This window comes from Neobacillus terrisolis (assembly GCF_051233475.1).
Lineage (GTDB): Bacteria > Bacillota > Bacilli > Bacillales > Cytobacillaceae > Bacillus_BU.
The window spans coordinates 149,954-166,831 of record NZ_JBKFGH010000006.1 but is presented as its reverse complement, the minus strand read 5'-3'; the positions used below and the strand labels follow the sequence as shown (position 1 = coordinate 166,831).

Annotated in this window: 15 protein-coding genes; 9 read left to right on the top strand and 6 right to left on the bottom strand. The window is 38.4% G+C overall.

The features are described 5' to 3' along the window. Window positions 1–91 precede the first annotated feature (91 nt). A complete protein-coding gene (locus ACI48O_RS04765) occupies window positions 92–1,507 on the bottom strand; it encodes an amino acid permease (RefSeq protein ID WP_435560587.1) in 1,416 nt (471 codons plus the stop codon). Between the two features lie 522 nt (window positions 1,508–2,029). On the opposite strand from ACI48O_RS04765, the gene ACI48O_RS04760 reads away from it, so the two are divergent. Beyond that, on the top strand, window positions 2,030–3,286 hold the full coding sequence (locus tag ACI48O_RS04760) for a cation:dicarboxylate symporter family transporter (protein WP_435560586.1): 1,257 nt from the start codon (window positions 2,030–2,032) through the stop codon (window positions 3,284–3,286). Between the two features lie 24 nt (window positions 3,287–3,310). Here ACI48O_RS04760 and ACI48O_RS04755 read toward each other — a convergent pair whose 3' ends face one another. Further along, window positions 3,311–4,207, bottom strand: a complete 897-nt coding sequence (locus ACI48O_RS04755; protein ID WP_435560585.1) for a mechanosensitive ion channel family protein — start codon at window positions 4,205–4,207, stop codon at window positions 3,311–3,313. A 326-nt stretch (window positions 4,208–4,533) separates the two neighbouring features. Between ACI48O_RS04755 and qoxA the strand changes: the two genes are divergently transcribed. The 5 genes from qoxA to ACI48O_RS04730 all read left to right on the top strand — a co-directional run bounded on the left by qoxA (window position 4,534) and on the right by ACI48O_RS04730 (window position 8,802). Then, on the top strand, window positions 4,534–5,502 hold the full coding sequence (gene qoxA / locus ACI48O_RS04750; protein ID WP_435560584.1) for a cytochrome aa3 quinol oxidase subunit II: 969 nt from the start codon (window positions 4,534–4,536) through the stop codon (window positions 5,500–5,502). Then, window positions 5,492–7,471, top strand: coding sequence for a cytochrome aa3 quinol oxidase subunit I (gene qoxB, locus ACI48O_RS04745; RefSeq protein WP_435560583.1), 1,980 nt, complete (start codon window positions 5,492–5,494; stop codon window positions 7,469–7,471). Before qoxA ends, qoxB begins: the two co-directional genes overlap by 11 nt. Continuing rightward, window positions 7,461–8,066 (top strand): cytochrome aa3 quinol oxidase subunit III, encoded by a 606-nt coding sequence (qoxC, locus tag ACI48O_RS04740; RefSeq protein ID WP_435560582.1) that lies wholly within the window; start codon window positions 7,461–7,463, stop codon window positions 8,064–8,066. Before qoxB ends, qoxC begins: the two co-directional genes overlap by 11 nt. A 1-nt stretch (window position 8,067) precedes the next feature. Continuing rightward, entirely contained in the window at window positions 8,068–8,367 is a 300-nt protein-coding gene (gene qoxD, locus ACI48O_RS04735; protein WP_435560581.1) for a cytochrome aa3 quinol oxidase subunit IV, read from the top strand. Between the two features lie 162 nt (window positions 8,368–8,529). Beyond that, window positions 8,530–8,802: a hypothetical protein gene (locus tag ACI48O_RS04730; protein ID WP_435560580.1), complete on the top strand. Its 273-nt coding sequence runs from the start codon at window positions 8,530–8,532 to the stop codon at window positions 8,800–8,802. Between the two features lie 56 nt (window positions 8,803–8,858). Here the strand turns inward: ACI48O_RS04730 and ACI48O_RS04725 are convergent, their stop codons facing one another. Then, window positions 8,859–9,602, bottom strand: coding sequence for an HAD family hydrolase (locus tag ACI48O_RS04725; protein ID WP_435560736.1), 744 nt, complete (start codon window positions 9,600–9,602; stop codon window positions 8,859–8,861). Window positions 9,603–9,838: 236 nt separating this feature from the next. Between ACI48O_RS04725 and ACI48O_RS04720 the strand changes: the two genes are divergently transcribed. The 3 genes from ACI48O_RS04720 (at window position 9,839) to ACI48O_RS04710 (ending at window position 12,950) form a co-directional block, all read left to right on the top strand. Then, a complete protein-coding gene (locus ACI48O_RS04720; RefSeq protein ID WP_435560579.1) occupies window positions 9,839–10,906 on the top strand; it encodes a hypothetical protein in 1,068 nt (355 codons plus the stop codon). Between the two features lie 29 nt (window positions 10,907–10,935). Next, window positions 10,936–12,267: an LPXTG cell wall anchor domain-containing protein gene (locus tag ACI48O_RS04715; protein ID WP_435560578.1), complete on the top strand. Its 1,332-nt coding sequence runs from the start codon at window positions 10,936–10,938 to the stop codon at window positions 12,265–12,267. 86 nt (window positions 12,268–12,353) lie between these two features. After that, window positions 12,354–12,950 (top strand): class D sortase, encoded by a 597-nt coding sequence (locus ACI48O_RS04710; RefSeq protein ID WP_435560577.1) that lies wholly within the window; start codon window positions 12,354–12,356, stop codon window positions 12,948–12,950. 45 nt (window positions 12,951–12,995) lie between these two features. Here ACI48O_RS04710 and ACI48O_RS04705 read toward each other — a convergent pair whose 3' ends face one another. The 3 genes from ACI48O_RS04705 to ACI48O_RS04695 form a co-directional block, all read right to left on the bottom strand. Continuing rightward, window positions 12,996–13,763: a GTP cyclohydrolase II gene (locus ACI48O_RS04705; protein ID WP_435560576.1), complete on the bottom strand. Its 768-nt coding sequence runs from the start codon at window positions 13,761–13,763 to the stop codon at window positions 12,996–12,998. A 100-nt stretch (window positions 13,764–13,863) separates the two neighbouring features. Further along, window positions 13,864–14,961, bottom strand: coding sequence for an FAD-dependent monooxygenase (locus ACI48O_RS04700; protein ID WP_435560575.1), 1,098 nt, complete (start codon window positions 14,959–14,961; stop codon window positions 13,864–13,866). A gap of 170 nt (window positions 14,962–15,131) precedes the next feature. Next, the gene (locus ACI48O_RS04695) at window positions 15,132–16,124 is read right to left on the bottom strand and encodes an NAD(P)H-dependent flavin oxidoreductase (RefSeq protein ID WP_435560574.1); all 993 of its coding nucleotides are present in this window, start codon (window positions 16,122–16,124) and stop codon (window positions 15,132–15,134) included. Window positions 16,125–16,878 lie beyond the last annotated feature (754 nt).

Below are 16,878 nucleotides of genomic sequence, written 5' to 3'. Positions count from 1 at the left end.
TCGACTTTAATCATTATTTATACAAAAAAAATATCAGACACGTTATGTGTCCGATATTTTACTTCTTCTATTGAAGATTAACTTTTACTATTTAACTAATTTTTCGTTCGCTTTCTGATTCGATATTTAATTTACTTCTTTTACGTCCGTATCCGAAATAAACAAATAAACCGATTACTAGCCAAGTACTAAAGCCAATCCAGGTTGTCATTGGAAGCTGAAGCGTTAAATAGAGACAGAATAACACAGCAAGAATAGGAATAACAGGAACGAACGGAACTTTGAAAGCGCGCTTTAAGTTTGGTTGTGTTTTTCTTAACACTAAAACACCTAACGAAACAACGATAAAAGCAAATAATGTTCCTATATTTGTTAATTCAGCTAATTTATTTAATGGTAATACGCCTGAGAAAAAGCAAATCATTCCTGCGGTAATCCATGAGTTTGCAATCGGAGTCTGTGTTTTTTGATTTACCCTAGAAAAGATATTAGGAAGTAATCCATCCCGGCTGATTGCGTAAAACAATCGAGTTTGTCCATAAACCATTACCAATAAGACCGTCGTAATACCCGTAATCGCACCTAAGGAAATGAAGCCGGCAACCCAATCCTGATGAATATATTGAAGGGCAAAGGCTACCGGGTTATTAACACCTAATAAATTATAAGGAACAATCCCCGTTAAAACCAGAGCAACGATTATATAAAGAATCGTACAAACAGCTAATGAGGTAATAATTCCAATCGGCATATTGCGCTGAGGATTACGAACTTCTTCAGCAGCAGTAGAGACTGCGTCAAAACCAATATAAGCAAAGAAAACGGTTGCTGCACCTGTAGCAACACCTGAAAATCCAAACGGCATAAATGGAGTCCAGTTTTCAGGTTTTACATAAAATGCACCAACACCGATAAACAACAAAATTACTGCTAACTTGATTAATACCATGATTGTATTAAACTTAGCTGATTTTTTTACACCCTTTGTTAGTAAGAAAGTAATTAGTAAAACAATTAAAATTGCAGGTAAATCAACCAATGTCCCTTTTTCAGGATTATATGCACTTGTGAATACTGTCGGGATATGAATACCAAAACCGGTCAATAAGCCTTGGAAATAACCGGACCACCCTGCCGCAACAGCGGAAGAAGCAACTCCATATTCCAAAATTAAGTCCCACCCTAAAATCCAGGCAAACAATTCCCCAAATGTCGCATAGCTATAGGTGTAAGCACTGCCGGACACAGGAACGGTTGAGGCAAATTCTGAATAACACAAAGCCGCGAAAACGCAAGCCATTGCTGAAAGAATAAAGGAGAGGATAAGTGCTGGACCAGCATGTTCAGCCGCAACAACTCCAGTTAAAACGAATACTCCTGTTCCAATAATGGCACCAATCCCAAGCATTGTTAAATCAAAAGAACCCAGATCTTTCTTAAGCGAAGCACCCTTTGCTTCCGATTGTGACAGAAGTAAGGAAATTGATTTTTTCCTAAACAAATCCATTTAAATCCTCCTAGTTGCAAGTTGTGTTTTGTCGATTGATGGATGAATTTGTCGAATAACAAAAAACATAATCTTTATCGTAAGTTAAAATTTTCTTAATGTAAACATAGGAAAAACTACTTTTTCGTCATTTTTATGTCTTTTTTACCTTTTATTTTTGTGCTTCGCTAATTTAATTATTCCTTAGCAAAATCACCCATAACTCTCGTTTCTTTTCACTCTTTTTCCCCAAAAAATAAAATAATATCAAACTTCATTTAATATTTTTCCGCTTGCACAAAATTGTCATAAGTCTGATTATTGAAGAATTTGGATAAAACAATAGCACAATTTTCCTTAAAATCATTATATAGAGATAGTTTTTAATTATTTCCCCTTTTTTTAACAACACCTTTCTGAATAACACAAAAACCTTGTATCTTCTGAATCTTTCGTTAAATTTTTTTCCAATTCCTGCATTTGAAAAAGTGTTTTTTTTTGATACGATATATTTTCGTATAACATTAAAAAGGAAGTGATAATATGAAAAAGTTTGGCTTAGCGATCCAAATTTTAGTTGGTTTAGCTTTGGGTATTGCAGTAGGTGCTATTTTTTATGGAAATCCGGCTGTTGAAACCTACTTGCAGCCAATCGGCACAATTTTCCTACGCCTAATTAAAATGATTGTTATTCCTATTGTAGTTGCCAGCCTTATTGTTGGTGTTGCAGGAACAGGCGATATGAAAAAGCTTGGAAAATTAGGAGGAAAAACTCTTCTCTACTTTGAGATTGTTACAACCATTGCCATTATCATTGGTTTATTAGCGGCTAATATTTTCCAACCTGGTAAAGGAATTGATATGAGTTCCTTGTCAAAAGGGGATATCTCAAATTATCTTGAAACAACAGAAACGGTTGCTCAACATAGTTTCATGGATACCTTTGTCAACATCGTACCTACTAATATTTTCCAATCACTTATGAACGGTGACATGCTTGCCATTATCTTCTTCTCCGTATTATTCGGAATTGGGGTTGCAGCAATCGGAGAAAAAGGAAAACCCGTTTTAGCATTCTTCCGTGGAACTGCAGATGCTATGTTCGTTGTGACTAACCAAATTATGAAATTTGCTCCATTTGGGGTATTTGCTTTAATTGGAGTGACAGTGTCTAAATTTGGGGTTGAATCACTTATTCCACTTGGAAAACTTATTTTGGTTGTTTATGGTACTATGCTTTTCTTTGTTTTAGTTGTACTTGGTGGAATTGCCAAAATCCATGGAATAGCATTCTTTAACATGATCAAAATGTTAAAAGATGAACTTATTCTTTCATATAGTACTGCAAGCTCTGAAACGGTGCTCCCAAAATTAATTGAGAAAATGGAGGGCTTCGGCTGTCCTAAATCAATTACTTCTTTTGTCATTCCTACTGGATATTCCTTTAACCTTGATGGTTCGACTTTGTATCAAGCATTGGCAGCAATCTTTATTGCACAAATGTATGGGATTGACATGCCAATTAGCTCGCAAATTACCCTTATGCTCGTCCTTATGGTAACCTCCAAAGGGATTGCTGGAGTTCCAGGCGTTTCATTTGTTGTATTATTAGCAACTTTGGGCTCTGTTGGAATCCCAGTTGAAGGTTTAGCTTTCATTGCTGGAATCGACCGTCTTCTTGATATGGCTCGTACATCTGTTAACGTAGTAGGGAACTCTCTTGCTGCGGCGGTTATTTCAAAATGGGAAGGCGAATTTAGACCTCAAAAAGCTAATGTTAAAATTGAAAAAGTTTCATAAAAAAAGCTGCCATTTGGCAGCTTTTTACTTTTGTAAGGTGGCTTCTCGTTCTTTTTCTCTTTGCAAAACAATTTGCTGAGCGGGCATGATGACCCTGTTATCATACATCGTTTGAGCCAATAGCTCTTTAGTTTCTCTTGCAGCTGTTATGTAATCGATATCGTTCACTGTTGCAGTAATCGAAAATTTGTAACCAATTGGGCTTACATCTAATGAGTGAAGTCCGTATAATTGGTATTTTTCTTTATATTCTCCAGTCGTTTTATCCACTAATAAGAAATCCTTATGCCGTTCGTTTAATTCAGTACATACGCCCTCGAGCAGTGCCTTTATTTTTCCTGGATTTTCATTAAATGATACGATGACACTTTCAAAAACCCGTCTCATATCAACTGAACCATTAACAAGTTTACGGATCTCACCGTTAGAGATTGTAACTAGCTTTCCATTAATCAACCGGATTTTAACAACCCGAAACCCGAGTTCTTCAACTGTTCCTCCCTCAAGTTCTTCATTTATATTAATAAAATCTCCTTTTTGAATGGTACGTTCAAATATGATAAACATCCCGCTTAATAGATCATTGATGACCTTCTGCGCTCCAAAACCAACAACTGCTGCAATGATTCCTCCAGCCATAATAAACTCTTTTAAATTTTCGACAAAAGGCTTAATTGCCGCAAATAAAATAACAAAAAACAAAATATAGTTTGCGGTATTCCTAACTACGCTCTCAATTGTATTTTCTTTTTTCTCATCGATAAAATGAGTTCGTTTAAAAAATTGATGGATGAACAAACGGATGATTCTAATCGTCAAGTATGAAACAACAGCAGTAAGAATGAGAGATAAAAAATAATCTTGAACATTCTCCCATTCGATTTTAAAAAAAGTAAAAATTGATTGTGTCCAATTCTCCATACTTTATCCCCCCATATCTCTCTATATAGGCTATTATACCGCACTTTTCTCCTTTAAACTTCAATCTATGTTCACTAATAAGTAGTATACCCGCTACACCCTCAAACAATTTTGTCCAGTAATGGATAATTAACCCTTCAAACATTTGTCACAATTTATTCAAACTTTGATCATTATTTGGGATTTTTTTATGTTATCATCATTTATGTAGTAGAAATAATAATTATCGTTTAATAATTATTATAATTATTGATTTAAGATTGTGAATTATTTTACATTTATGTCTTTTTCCCATCTTTATTAAAAACTTAAAAGGAGTAAAAAAAATGAATCCTAAAAAAACCTTTTTGCTCTCCCTGTTGGCCGCACTTACTATTGTACTTTTAAGCGGCTGTGAACCAAGCTTAGTTGTTTTTGATCCACAGGGTCCTGTTGCTCGCAGTATTTTAGATTTGATTAACTGGTCCCTTATTTTCATGCTACTTGTAGTAGTTGTTGTATTTGGTTTATTTGGCTACATAGTGTGGAAATATCGTGAAAGACGCGAAAACAAAGATTACGAGCCACCAGAAGAACACGGCAGTATGGTACTTGAAGTCATTTGGACTGCCATTCCCATTTTAATCGTGATCGCATTAACGATTCCAACGGTTAAAACACTATACGCACTTGAGAAAGTTCCAGAGGGATATGAAAAGAAAGAACCGCTTACGATCCATGTAACATCTGCAGACTGGAAATGGATCTTTAGTTACCCGGAACAAGGAATTGAAACCATCAATTATGTCAACATTCCTGAAGATCGTCCAGTCCTCTTTAAATTAACATCAGCAAGTACAATGCAATCATTTTGGGTACCTGCATTAGCTGGTCAAAAATACACGATGAATAAAATGCAAACTCAATTATATGTGGTAGCAGACCACCCTGGTTCCTATTTAGGAAGAAATACGAACTTTAACGGTCGTGGCTATGCCGATATGGAATTTGAAGTTTTAGCGCAAACCCAAATCGATTTTGAACAATGGGTAAAGGATGTAAAAAAGACTGCTCCAAAGCTGTCTGAAAAGAAATACGAAGAGCTGCTAAAACCAACTCACTTAGGCCGACTTACTTATTCAAATACACACTTGGAATGGATTGACCATTCTGAAATGGACTCAAAAACTATTACCAACCCTGAGCTTTATAAGACCCATGGATATCAAGGGGAAATATTCAAAGAAGAAAATACGAATGCTGAAACTCAAAATAACATGAACGATAATGATGGAGGTGAACAGCATGGACATTAATTGGAAAGAGTTTTTCATGATGACTGGAGATCCTCTTATTATAGGATCTCAGATTGCGATTTTACTATCAATGATCGGAATTGTTGCTGGAATCACATATTTTAAGAAGTGGCGCTGGTTATGGACAGAATGGATCACCACTGTAGATCATAAAAAAATCGGGATCATGTACATCCTTGCCGGAGTATTGATGTTCTTTCGCGGCGGGATTGACGGGCTGTTAATGAAGGTCCAAACTTCAAGACCTGAAATGGAATTTTTAGATGCCCAACATTACAATGAGATTTTTACTACCCATGGGGTCATCATGATTTTATTTATGGCTATGCCGCTGTTAATTGGACTAATGAACGTTATTATTCCTTTACAAATCGGAGCGAGAGACGTTGCGTTCCCACAATTAAATGCACTTAGCTTCTGGTTATTTTTCGTTGGTGCCATGCTCTTTAATATATCTTTCGTAGTCGGTGGTTCACCTGATGCTGGCTGGACCTCGTACTTCCCACTTGCCGGGAAAGAGTTTACTCCTGGGATTGGAAATAACTATTATGCCGTTGCCTTACAAATTGCAGGGATCGGAACATTAATGACAGGAATTAACTTCATTGTCACAATTTTAAAGATGCGAACAAAGGGTATGACGTTAATGAGAATGCCAATGTTCACATGGACATCATTTATTGCATCCATTATTATCGTTGCTTCGTTCCCAATTTTCACAGTCGCACTTGCATTAATGACATTTGACCGTATCTTTGGAACCCATTTCTTTACCCTTTCAGGCGGCGGGCTAGACATGCTTTGGGCCAACCTGTTTTGGTTATGGGGCCACCCAGAAGTGTATATTGTGGTACTTCCTGCTTTCGGGATGTTTTCAGAGGTCATCTCTACTTTTTCACGAAAAACATTATATGGTTATAAATCGATGGTGGCATCGATTGTCGGTATTGCCTTTTTAAGTATGCTCGTTTGGGTTCACCATTTCTATACAATGGGAGCCGGGCCTGCTGTAAACTCCGTTTTCTCGATTACGACCATGATGATCGCCGTACCAACTGGGGTTAAAATGTTTAACTGGTTGTTTACAATGAGAAAAGGACGCATTAAGTTTACAACAGCTATGCTTTGGGCACTTGCTTTTGTACCTTGCTTCATTATTGGTGGTGTAACCGGTGTTATGCTAGCGATGGGGGCTGCGGATTATCAATACCATAATACCCTTTTCCTAGTGGCCCATTTCCACTACGTATTGATTCCTGGAGTTGTATTTGCAGTATTTGCAGGACTGTATTATTGGTGGCCAAAGATGTTTGGATTTATGCTGAATGAAAAAATCGGAAAGTGGCATTTCTGGTTATTTGTAATCGGCTTTAATGTGACATTTATGCCAATGTTCTTCTTAGGACTCGATGGAGCTGTAAGACGCGCTTATACTTTCTCAGCCGAATCAGGTTTTGCACCATTATTCTTATTATCGGCAATTGGTTCACTAATCCTGGCAGCCGGATTTGCGGCAATGTGCTATAACATTTATTGGAGTGCTCGCTACGCTGATCGTAACATTTCTTCCGATCCATGGGACGGACGTACACTCGAATGGGCAACCGCATCACCCGTTCAACATTACAATTTTGCTGTTGCACCTGAAGTGAACTCACTTGATGCATTTTGGTATATGAAGAAAAATAATAAAGACTTACAAATAGATGAAAAGAAATTTGAAGAAATTCATATGCCTAGTAATTCTGGTCTCCCTTTCATTATGGCCGTCATCTTTGGAATTGCTGGTTTCTTCCTCGTATTTGAATGGACGATTGCCGCAGCGATTGCCTCAATCGGAATTATTGCAGTGCTAATCGCGCGTTCCTTTGATTATAACGATGGTTACCACGTTCCTGTTGACGAGATTATTAAAACGGAACGGGCTTGGAAAAAGGTAGATGAAGAGGTGAAGAATCATGTCAGCTAAAGTCAATGCTTCGTTGCCATTAGAATATCAAACTGAGCAAAGCAGACTAAATATATTTGGTTTTTGGATTTTCTTAGGGGCAGAAATCGTCTTGTTCTCAACCTTATTCGCTGTATACGGAGTATTAGGAGAACGATATGCAGGCGGCCCTACTCCTCAGGATATTTTTATCCTGAAGGACGTATTGATCGAAACGCTTCTTTTGTTAACGAGCAGCTTTACTTGTGGTCTAGCAATCTATGAAATGCGCCGATACAACCTTAAGGGATTATTAACTTGGTTAATCATTACCTTACTTCTTGGCGCAGGCTTTATCTTTATGGAAATATCCGAATTTGTTCATTACGTTGGTGAAGGTGCCACCATGCAAACAAGTGCCTTCCTTTCCAGCTTTTTCGTCTTACTAGGTACCCACGGGGCACACGTAAGCTTAGGGATTGGGTGGGCTCTGTTAATTATCATCCAACTCCTTCGCCGCGGATTAACTCCTGTTACGGCTCGTAAAGTCTTTATCATTGGTTTGTATTGGCACTTCCTAGATGTCGTTTGGATCTTCATTTTTACATTCGTTTATTTAGCAAGGATGGTGGCTTAATATGGAGAACAAATCAAAAGGATTTCCTATTAGTCATGTGGCGGGCTTTTTAACATCATTATTGTTAACATTTGCAGCTGTCTTTCTGGCTTTTGAAACAACCTTACCATTTAGAACGATTATTTGGAGTATTGGAACGCTTGCTGTGATCCAGGCTGTACTTCAATTGTATATGTTCATGCATATGAATGAGGGCGAAGATGGAAAAGCTAATATAATTAACATTGCTTATGCATTCTTTATTGCCTTTGTAACAGTGGCGGGTTCGATTTGGGTCATGTCCTTCGGTCATTATATGTAACCGGACTTTGGCGGTTCACCTCGTGGTGACCGCCTTTTTTTGATCCAAAAACAATGATTCTAGTCGGGTGAATAAATAATTTTTAACAAAATGGTTTTCTACCTGCAATAAGGTTATAATTTAGATTATCTATTTTTATAGAAAGGATGTTCTATTACAGCCATGCTTACATCTATCCTTTATACTTTGTTGATCGGCATTCCCCTTTTATATGTGCTTATCTTGCTTTATGACTTCTTATTTGGTGAGAAACGAGAAAAACAAATAAGAAAAATTGAAAAACGATTTGCTGACCGTGATATCATTAAAATCGATGTTCTTGATCATCAACCAGGAAAATTCACCCTTTTTCAAGTTAAAACTAAATCAGGGACTGAGAAATTCAAGCTCAAGCCAGGCTATAAATATGTAAAAATCGTTCCGAAAAAGAAATGATAGATAAAGGGGAACAAATCTGAAAAATAGCTTTTCTGATTTGTTCCCCTTCTATTTTAAAAAACCCACTTTTGAATTGCTTTTGCTACCCCGTCCTGATTATTTGAGTCTGTCACCCAGTCTGCATGATGTTTAACGATTACCTGAGCATTCCCCATTGCCACTCCAATTCCTGCTGCCTGAATCATGGGTAGGTCATTCAAGCTATCTCCTACTGCCATCACCTGAGACATGTTAATGCCAAGGCGGTCGCATACAACCTCAATTCCTTTTGCTTTATTGACACCGTATGAATTAATTTCAATATTGATCGGACTAGAATTACTGAACTCCAGCAACTGTTTACGAGTTTGTAGCTTCTCATATACCTTGTTCCGAATTTCATCATTTTCTATTTCGTAGCCAAATTTTAACCAAACATGCTGACTAATATCCTCTGGCATTTCTCTGCGCCAAACATGGTCGGTCGCTGTTGCCCAAAATTTAACCTCGTATTCTTTCGCTATATGTAGCATCCATTGAATTTGTGCTGTTGGAATAACAATTCGTTGAACTAGTTCTCCTCTTTCATCCCAAATTTCACTGCCATTTACAGTTATATGATAGGACGAAAGACCTAAAGACTTAACGTATTCACGGGAGGTAATTAAAGATCTGCCCGTGCTGCAAATGACATGAATGCCATTGTCTTGTGCTCTCTTTATCATTTCTCGATTGGCTAACGATACTTCACCTTGATCATTAAGCAATGTCCCGTCCATATCTAAAGCGATGAGCATAATATCTTGATTGTTTTTCATCATCTTTTCTCCCCCGTTTCTTCTTAAGTCCTGAGTGACTTTTCTATTTTAACATTATTTTTTTTCGTATGTATCGTCTAAAAAACTGATGTTTTGGAATTCAGAGATATTTTTAAGCTGAAAGGCTTACTAGGTCCTTTTAACCAAATATTTAGAAGTTTTCGTTTACTGTTGATTTCATCCGCAAAATTTGTCAAAATTTATATTGGTAATAGATTCCAACGGAAAGGAAGGGGGTGAAAGGAATTAGAAACGGACTTATATTCTTGTTTACTATTTGTTTCACGATTGTAGCTCCTTCTATCATTCACGCACAAATTGGTGGGAGTCAGGGACTACTTAGCACCAGCGTAGGCGTGAGTGGTCTTGGCAATGTTAGTGTGAACTTACTCTCGGAGAAAACCACTTTGTCCGATACTGGAGAAAGCGTCTCAACGCAAGGTGGATTACTCGAAATCGGGATTAGTGATTCAGCCCTGTTAGGAAACGTTAATGTTGGAGTCCTATCGGGAAAAGAAGAAACTCAAACCGACGGACAAGTTTCCTCAGGAAGTTTAGCAACGATTGAGATGAATAATCTATTAGGTGATACACACATTGGAATAGTTGAAGTCAATGAGACTGTTAATGGAAATACCACCAAGAAAGATGGCAGTTTAGTTAATGTTGAATTAAATGATTCGCCACTTGTCGATACGACAATAAAAATTGGCGGATCTGAATCCATTACGACTAAACCAACCATAACAAATCCTTCTGACAACTCTGATCCTACGGATATAACATTTCCAGAAAAGAAGCCTGAAGGAAATGAACCTAAATTAGATGGATCTGGAACAGGGCTTCCAGTAAATGGTGAAAACGCCATCATTACAAAGTCTAATGTAAATTCTGGCGATGGAATACTTAATGTAACATTAGGGACTGACGCTGACGATACGGATACGATATCATTTCCCTTCTTTAAAAATTTGTTAAGTAATCGCTCAGAAAATGATTCATCAGAATTAATAACGATCATAAATAATCTAAACGAAAACGCGAACCATTCGTTAAGCTTAGCATTATCAGCGCCATTTGTCTCAAGTCCAACTCCTTCTAATAGTGGTAGTGGTAGTGGCAGTGGTAGTGGCGGAGCTTTTAATTTGGGCGGAGGCTCAGGGGTAGCAGCCTACCTTAATCTAGGTTGCTTAAACGAAGTGACAATGACCAATCAACTTCACTGCAAACTAAGAGAAATCACAAATCAATGGACAACAGGTCCACCAGCAGAACCACCGAAAAACTCCTTCTTCTTATCATAAAAAATACAATTAAGAAGAAGGAGATTAAAATGAATAAAAATTTTGTTGTTAAATCGTTAAAAAGTATTATTGTTGCAGGTTCAATGGCTATCGGGTTATCCCTTTTCGGAGGTCACGCTGGTGCAGAAGAGCTAGATGCTACTAAAGCATTAGCCGGAGCAGATTCCTTAGTTCAACAAGTAGCGCCACAAAATGTCGTAACTGAACTAACCAATACGGTTACTAGTCTGCCAGAAGTGCCTAGTCTGCCAGAAGTGCCTACTATTCCAACAGCACCTCCCGCTAATACAAGTGATCAAAGCTTAGTAGATGAAAGTGTCGTAAGTGAATCGAAAAGCTCACTTGTGAACATTAAATTAGGCGGAAGTCTTTTAACGCCTTTAACTGGTGATGTGGAAATTGATGCAATCAGCACGAAAAAGGTTGAAACTGAAGACGGATCATTTGTTTCTGAGGGCATTATTCAAGCTGACATAAATGATTCAGCTATACTCGGTGACACTCATGCAGGTGTGCTTGAATCAACAACAGCTGAAACAAATGATTATGATTATTCACATAAAGCATTAGTAGTTGCCGATGTCCAAGATTCAATCGTCGGAGATGCTCATGTTGGGGTTGGCGAAGAGACAAACCTTCAAACGGATGATAGTGAATATTCACACACTGCATTAGTTGAGGCGGCTGTGAGTAATCCTGTTATTGGCGATGCTCATGCAGATGTCCTTGAGAATACTCACATTAAAACCGAGGACTATGAATATTCCCATAGTGCTTTAATTGACGCAGATGTAAGCAATCCGGTTCTAGGTGATGTCCATGCAGGTGTTGTTGAATCTGAAAAAGTAGAAACCGATGAGTATATTTGGGAACATGGAGGGGTCGTCATTATTGACACAGACAATACTGTAATTGTTGGTGATCTTCACACAGGTGTTTTAGAATACGAGGACTATACTTCAAAACAAGAAGATCCTTCCCAACCTGGGGACGACGATCAGTCTGGTAATGATAATCAACCTGATGATGACAATCAATCTGGGAATGACAACCAACCTGGAGATAACAACCAATCCGGAAATGACAACCAATCCGGAAATGACAACCCATCTGGAGACAACAACCAACCTAGTGATGACAATCAACATGATGACAAAAACCCAGCTAATGATAATACAAAAAATAACGATAACAACACCAAAACTGTAAATACTGCAGTAAACACAAGTAATTCAACAATTGATGGGAATTCATTACCTAAAACAGGTTCCGCTATGAATTCTTCCATTCTATTACTCGTTTCAGCATTATTGATGGTTTTAGGCTCTGTTTTAAGAAGAATAAAGTTTCAAACAGTGTAAAAAGCTTTTGCTTACCGTTTTTTAAGTAATATAAATATTCTTGGGAGGGTGATTACCCTCCTTTTTTTAAAGGAGTTACAGGATTCATGAAAAAACTAGGAAATTTGTTCTTCCTTATTGGTGTTTCGCTATTATTGTTTATCGTCTACGCAAAAGGAAAAACCTATTTTGAACAGAAAAAGCTTATCGAAGAATATACTTCATTAAGTTTTACAGAAGTCTCCACAAAAGAGAATCCTCAACAAGTTGAACAAAATGAAGGTGATGCGATAGGTATTCTTCAAATCCCTAAAATTAAATTAATGACTCCAATAGTTGAAGGGGCTTCTCCTGAAAATATTCGCTATGCCGTTGGTCATCTTCCATCAAGCAGTTCTATTAATGAATTAGCAAAAAAAGATAAAAACTTTGCCATTGCAGGCCATCGTTCTTATACATATGGAGAGTTTTTCAATCGTCTAAATGAATTAAATTTAGGCAACAAAGTGATTATTTCTACGCAAAACAAAGTTTTTACCTATAAAGTTTTTGACAAAAAAATTGTTGCTCCCTCCGATATTGAAGTGCTTAATCCCATTAAAGGGAAATCAATGATCACACTGATAACCTGCCATCCTGAACACTCGGATAAACAACGGCTGATCGTCTTTTGTGAACTCCTTTCTGAAAAGGAATTGGACTAGCAGTGAGCAAAAAATTTAAGTGTCATCTCACCCTCGATTACTAAATCAATGTTGATCATCGAGGATTAAATCATCAAAATGACCGGAACGCTCAATTTTCGTTTCCAAATATTTTTGATTGTACTCTGAAATATCGCCCCATAATGCTACTCTCTCCGTAACATTGGCATCTAATTTTTGCAAGGCGTCAAGTTTCCTAGGATTGTTGGTGATTAATGTAACTGGCTTTGAGCGAAGTGTTTTTAATACTTGAATCGCGTCATCATAGTTACGGGCATCGTCCACAAATCCAAGCTGAAGATTGGCTTCCACTGTATCAAGTCCTTGTTCTTGAAGAATATAGGCCATTGCTTTACTAAATAAACCAATTCCTCTTCCTTCATGATTGGCAAGATAAAAAAGTGCACCTGCTCCGTGCTGGGAAATCATTTTCATTGCCTGCTTCAGTTGGAAACCGCAATCGCAGCGCTTACTTCCAAAAATATCTCCTGTATGACAAATGCTATGCATTCTGATTAACGCATCCTCTGCATTAACAAAATCCCCATAAACTAGGACGCTTGATTGTTGCATTTCAGCAAGATTAGAAGATGAAAGAGTCTCAATAATTTTTTCTGTATCGTAGGAACCATCTTTACAAAAATGTCCGGCCATATTTTCACATTTCAACCAGCAATACCACTGAAAAAGTTTCGTTTCCCCGTCTAAATTAACTGGTAATTGAATCGGTCCAACCAGAAAAATAGATTTTCCATTATTTCTTATGACAGTAATTTTTTCTCTTAGAGTAGACACAACTTTTGGGTCAATCACGACGATCACCTCTATAATAGATAGAATCGAAAAAGGCTTTCATTTTATCCATATCATGCCATTTTTCGTTGAAATCATTCATACTCATTTTAATTACTCGTTAGCTCATTACAATGAAATTCTCTTTAAACCCTGCTTCCATTTTAAGCTGTTGTTCCTGCAACAGTGTCATTTCCTGTAATCTATTTTTCTCGAAAGACTTTAAATAGGCAGAAGGATTCGTTTTTAAATCCATTATGGTTAGTAACGCTTCCGCCAATTCATCCGCATCCTTTAATGAGCTATTTATTCCAAAAGCCCCAGTTGGCGTCATGGTGTGAGCAGAATCTCCGATAAAAATTAACGAATCATTCTTCACCCATTTCTCTAAACGACTGCTGAATACGGATAATGGAACGAAATCATCCCAAGACCGAATACTCTGTTGAACCTGAGCAGCTAAGGCTGGAAAAGCATTGATCAATTGCTGGATAAACGGTTTAAACGATTGTTTTCGGATTTCCGGGTAAGAACCTTCATTTATATTCCAACCAATTTGAATAAACCCTCCTGCTTGAGTAAACAAGGCAAGCTGCTTTCCGTCAACAATAGCAAAGCGAATGGTCGGATCCCACCCTTTTGGCGTAGAAATTTTCGCCCAGAGAAGATCATATCCATGTTTTCTAGAATGAGCTGTTACATTGGCTAACTTTCTGACGGTTGAAAAACGTCCATCTGCTGCTATGACATAAGAGGAGTGGATAATGACTTCTTCCCCATTGCACATAGCTTTTACTCCAACATACTTCCCAGCATCATCTTGAATTAATCCATTGACTGCAGTGTTCATGAGAAGCTGATAGTTTGCAAACTGCTTCGCTTCATCGGTTAGTACTTTAAGCAAGTGATTTTGCGGAACATGGATCCCAAGATGCTCCTGCCCGGAGCTTGGAATAATGGTTTTGAAAGGTTTGCCTTGATTCCAGTACTCAATCCATTCCATCGGAAGAAGCCCATATTCCTGAATCAGTTGAAACAAGTTGTGTTTTTTTAATACCGTTTCACCCTGTTCATTAAGATGCTCTCCCCTAAATTCCTTATCGATTTTTGAATTCCGTTCTAAAACCACTGTATTAACATTTTGCTTAGCTAATAAATAGCCTAATAAAGCCCCGCCAGGCCCAGCCCCAACAATAACAACATCGGTGTTAATGACCATAATATTTTCACCTCGCTTCTCGTCAACAAAATTCCGTTGGTGTTTTCCTTTAGAATACATTGTTTTCTATAAAAATACCAGCAGAAAAGTCCTACCAATTTAAAAAGGCAGAACCATATTTATGGTTCCGCCCCGGAATCTTGCTAAAAACAAGCCCTTTTTAGAAATGTTTATTCCCTTATCCTTGTCTTATTTGCCTTCTCGCTCAATCTGTTAACTGCAACTCGGTATTCATTTTCCAATCCTTTAATAATGTCACGAACTGGTCCAATTTTTTCAATTGAACCAACCCCATGACCAGCAGACCAAATATCGCGCCAAGCTTTTACGTTATTTTCTGTTTGCATATGGTTAAAGTCTATATTTTCCTTTTTTGTTAATGCCTTCGGATCTAATCCTGCCTTCACAATACTTGGAATAAGCATGTTCGCTTTTACCCCTGAAAAAGCATCAGTTAAAATGATATCATCAAAAGTTGCTCCTACCAACATTTGGCGATATTCTTCACTTGCCATGCTTTCTTCGGCTACGATGAACCGAGTCCCCATATAAGCCAGATCCGCCCCAGCTGCTTGGGCAGCTAAAATCCCTGCCCCGGTTGAGATTCCTCCAGCTAACACAATGATTCCATCCCAGAATCCCCGAACTATTTCAACAAAAGCAATACCGTTTATATCCCCTGCATGTCCACCAGCTCCACTCGCGACTAAAATTAAGCCATCCACTCCAGCTTCTGCAGCTTTTTTAGCAAATTTCACATTGCTGACATCTGAAAAAACAAGACCTCCATAGCCATGAACAATTTCTACTACTTGTTTCGGACTTCCTAATGAGGTGATCACCAACTGAGGCTGATGCTTGCGAACGAGCTCCAGTTCCTCATCAAGCCGGCTATAAGAGCTATGGACCACCATATTCATCGCCCATGGAGCTACCCTCATAGTTGGATTCTTTTCTTTAGCATTCGCTAATTCCGTATTTAATTGGTTCATCCACTGATCCAAAACATGTATTGGCCTGGCATTTGGAGCAGGAAACGAGCCAATTACTCCGTTTAAACAGCACTCCTTCACAAGTTCAGGGCCAGAAACTAAGAACATTGGTGCCGATATGACTGGCAAGGATAACTGGCTCCACCAGCTTTCCGGAATTGCTTTTCCCATAAAAACGCCTCCGTTTGTGTCAGAAATTTCTGAATATAGTTACTCATTTTCTATCATAATGGATTCTTTGGCGACTTTCAAATTTGTTACTTTTTTGGTTGGCTTTATTTTATTATTGTTTTTTGTTGAGGGCAGGGGCACATGATCATTTCTTGTTAGTGCCTTGGATTTTATCGAATGTTCGTTGTTGCGATTATTCTCTGATCGTTCCCACTTTGGCTTTTTTCAGGCGTTTGCGGGCACGTTCATGCTCTGATTGTTCCCTCTGCGGCTCTTTTCAGGCGTTGGCGGGCACGTTCATCTCTGAGTGTTCCCTCCGTGGCTCTTTTCAGGCGTTGGCGGCACATTCACGACCTGATTGTTCCCTCTGGGGCGTTTTTTTGACGTTGGCGGGCACATTCACGACCTGATTGTTCCCTCTGGGGCGTTTTTTTGACGTTGGCGGGCACATTCACGCGCTGATTGTTCCCTCTGCGGCTCTTTTTTGACGTTTGCGGGCACATTCACGCGCTGATTGTTCCCTCTGGGGCATTTTTTTGACGTTGGCGGGCACATTCACGCGCTGATTGTTCCCTCTGGGGCATTTTTTTGACGTTGGCGGGCACATTCATGCTCTGATTGTTCCCTCTTTGGTTCTTTTTTGACGTTGGCGGGCACATTCACGCGCTGATTGTTCCCTCTGGGGCATTTTTTTGACGTTGGCGGGCACATTCATGCTCTGATTGTTCCCTCTTTGGTTCTTTTTTGACGTTGG

Excerpts from the sequence above, each read along its gene's own strand:
- ACI48O_RS04710 (WP_435560577.1), top strand. The coding sequence starts at position 12,354 with ATGAAAAAACTAGGAAATTTGTTCTTCCTTATTGGTGTTTCGCTATTA.
- ACI48O_RS04755 (WP_435560585.1), bottom strand. The coding sequence starts at position 4,207 with ATGGAGAATTGGACACAATCAATTTTTACTTTTTTTAAAATCGAATGG.
- qoxD (WP_435560581.1), top strand. The coding sequence starts at position 8,068 with ATGGAGAACAAATCAAAAGGATTTCCTATTAGTCATGTGGCGGGCTTT.
- ACI48O_RS04695 (WP_435560574.1), bottom strand. The coding sequence starts at position 16,124 with ATGGGAAAAGCAATTCCGGAAAGCTGGTGGAGCCAGTTATCCTTGCCA.
- ACI48O_RS04715 (WP_435560578.1), top strand. The coding sequence starts at position 10,936 with ATGAATAAAAATTTTGTTGTTAAATCGTTAAAAAGTATTATTGTTGCA.
- qoxC (WP_435560582.1), top strand. The coding sequence starts at position 7,461 with ATGTCAGCTAAAGTCAATGCTTCGTTGCCATTAGAATATCAAACTGAG.
- ACI48O_RS04730 (WP_435560580.1), top strand. The coding sequence starts at position 8,530 with ATGCTTACATCTATCCTTTATACTTTGTTGATCGGCATTCCCCTTTTA.
- qoxA (WP_435560584.1), top strand. The coding sequence starts at position 4,534 with ATGAATCCTAAAAAAACCTTTTTGCTCTCCCTGTTGGCCGCACTTACT.
- ACI48O_RS04725 (WP_435560736.1), bottom strand. The coding sequence starts at position 9,602 with ATGAAAAACAATCAAGATATTATGCTCATCGCTTTAGATATGGACGGG.
- ACI48O_RS04765 (WP_435560587.1), bottom strand. The coding sequence starts at position 1,507 with ATGGATTTGTTTAGGAAAAAATCAATTTCCTTACTTCTGTCACAATCG.
- ACI48O_RS04700 (WP_435560575.1), bottom strand. The coding sequence starts at position 14,961 with ATGGTCATTAACACCGATGTTGTTATTGTTGGGGCTGGGCCTGGCGGG.
- qoxB (WP_435560583.1), top strand. The coding sequence starts at position 5,492 with ATGGACATTAATTGGAAAGAGTTTTTCATGATGACTGGAGATCCTCTT.
- ACI48O_RS04760 (WP_435560586.1), top strand. The coding sequence starts at position 2,030 with ATGAAAAAGTTTGGCTTAGCGATCCAAATTTTAGTTGGTTTAGCTTTG.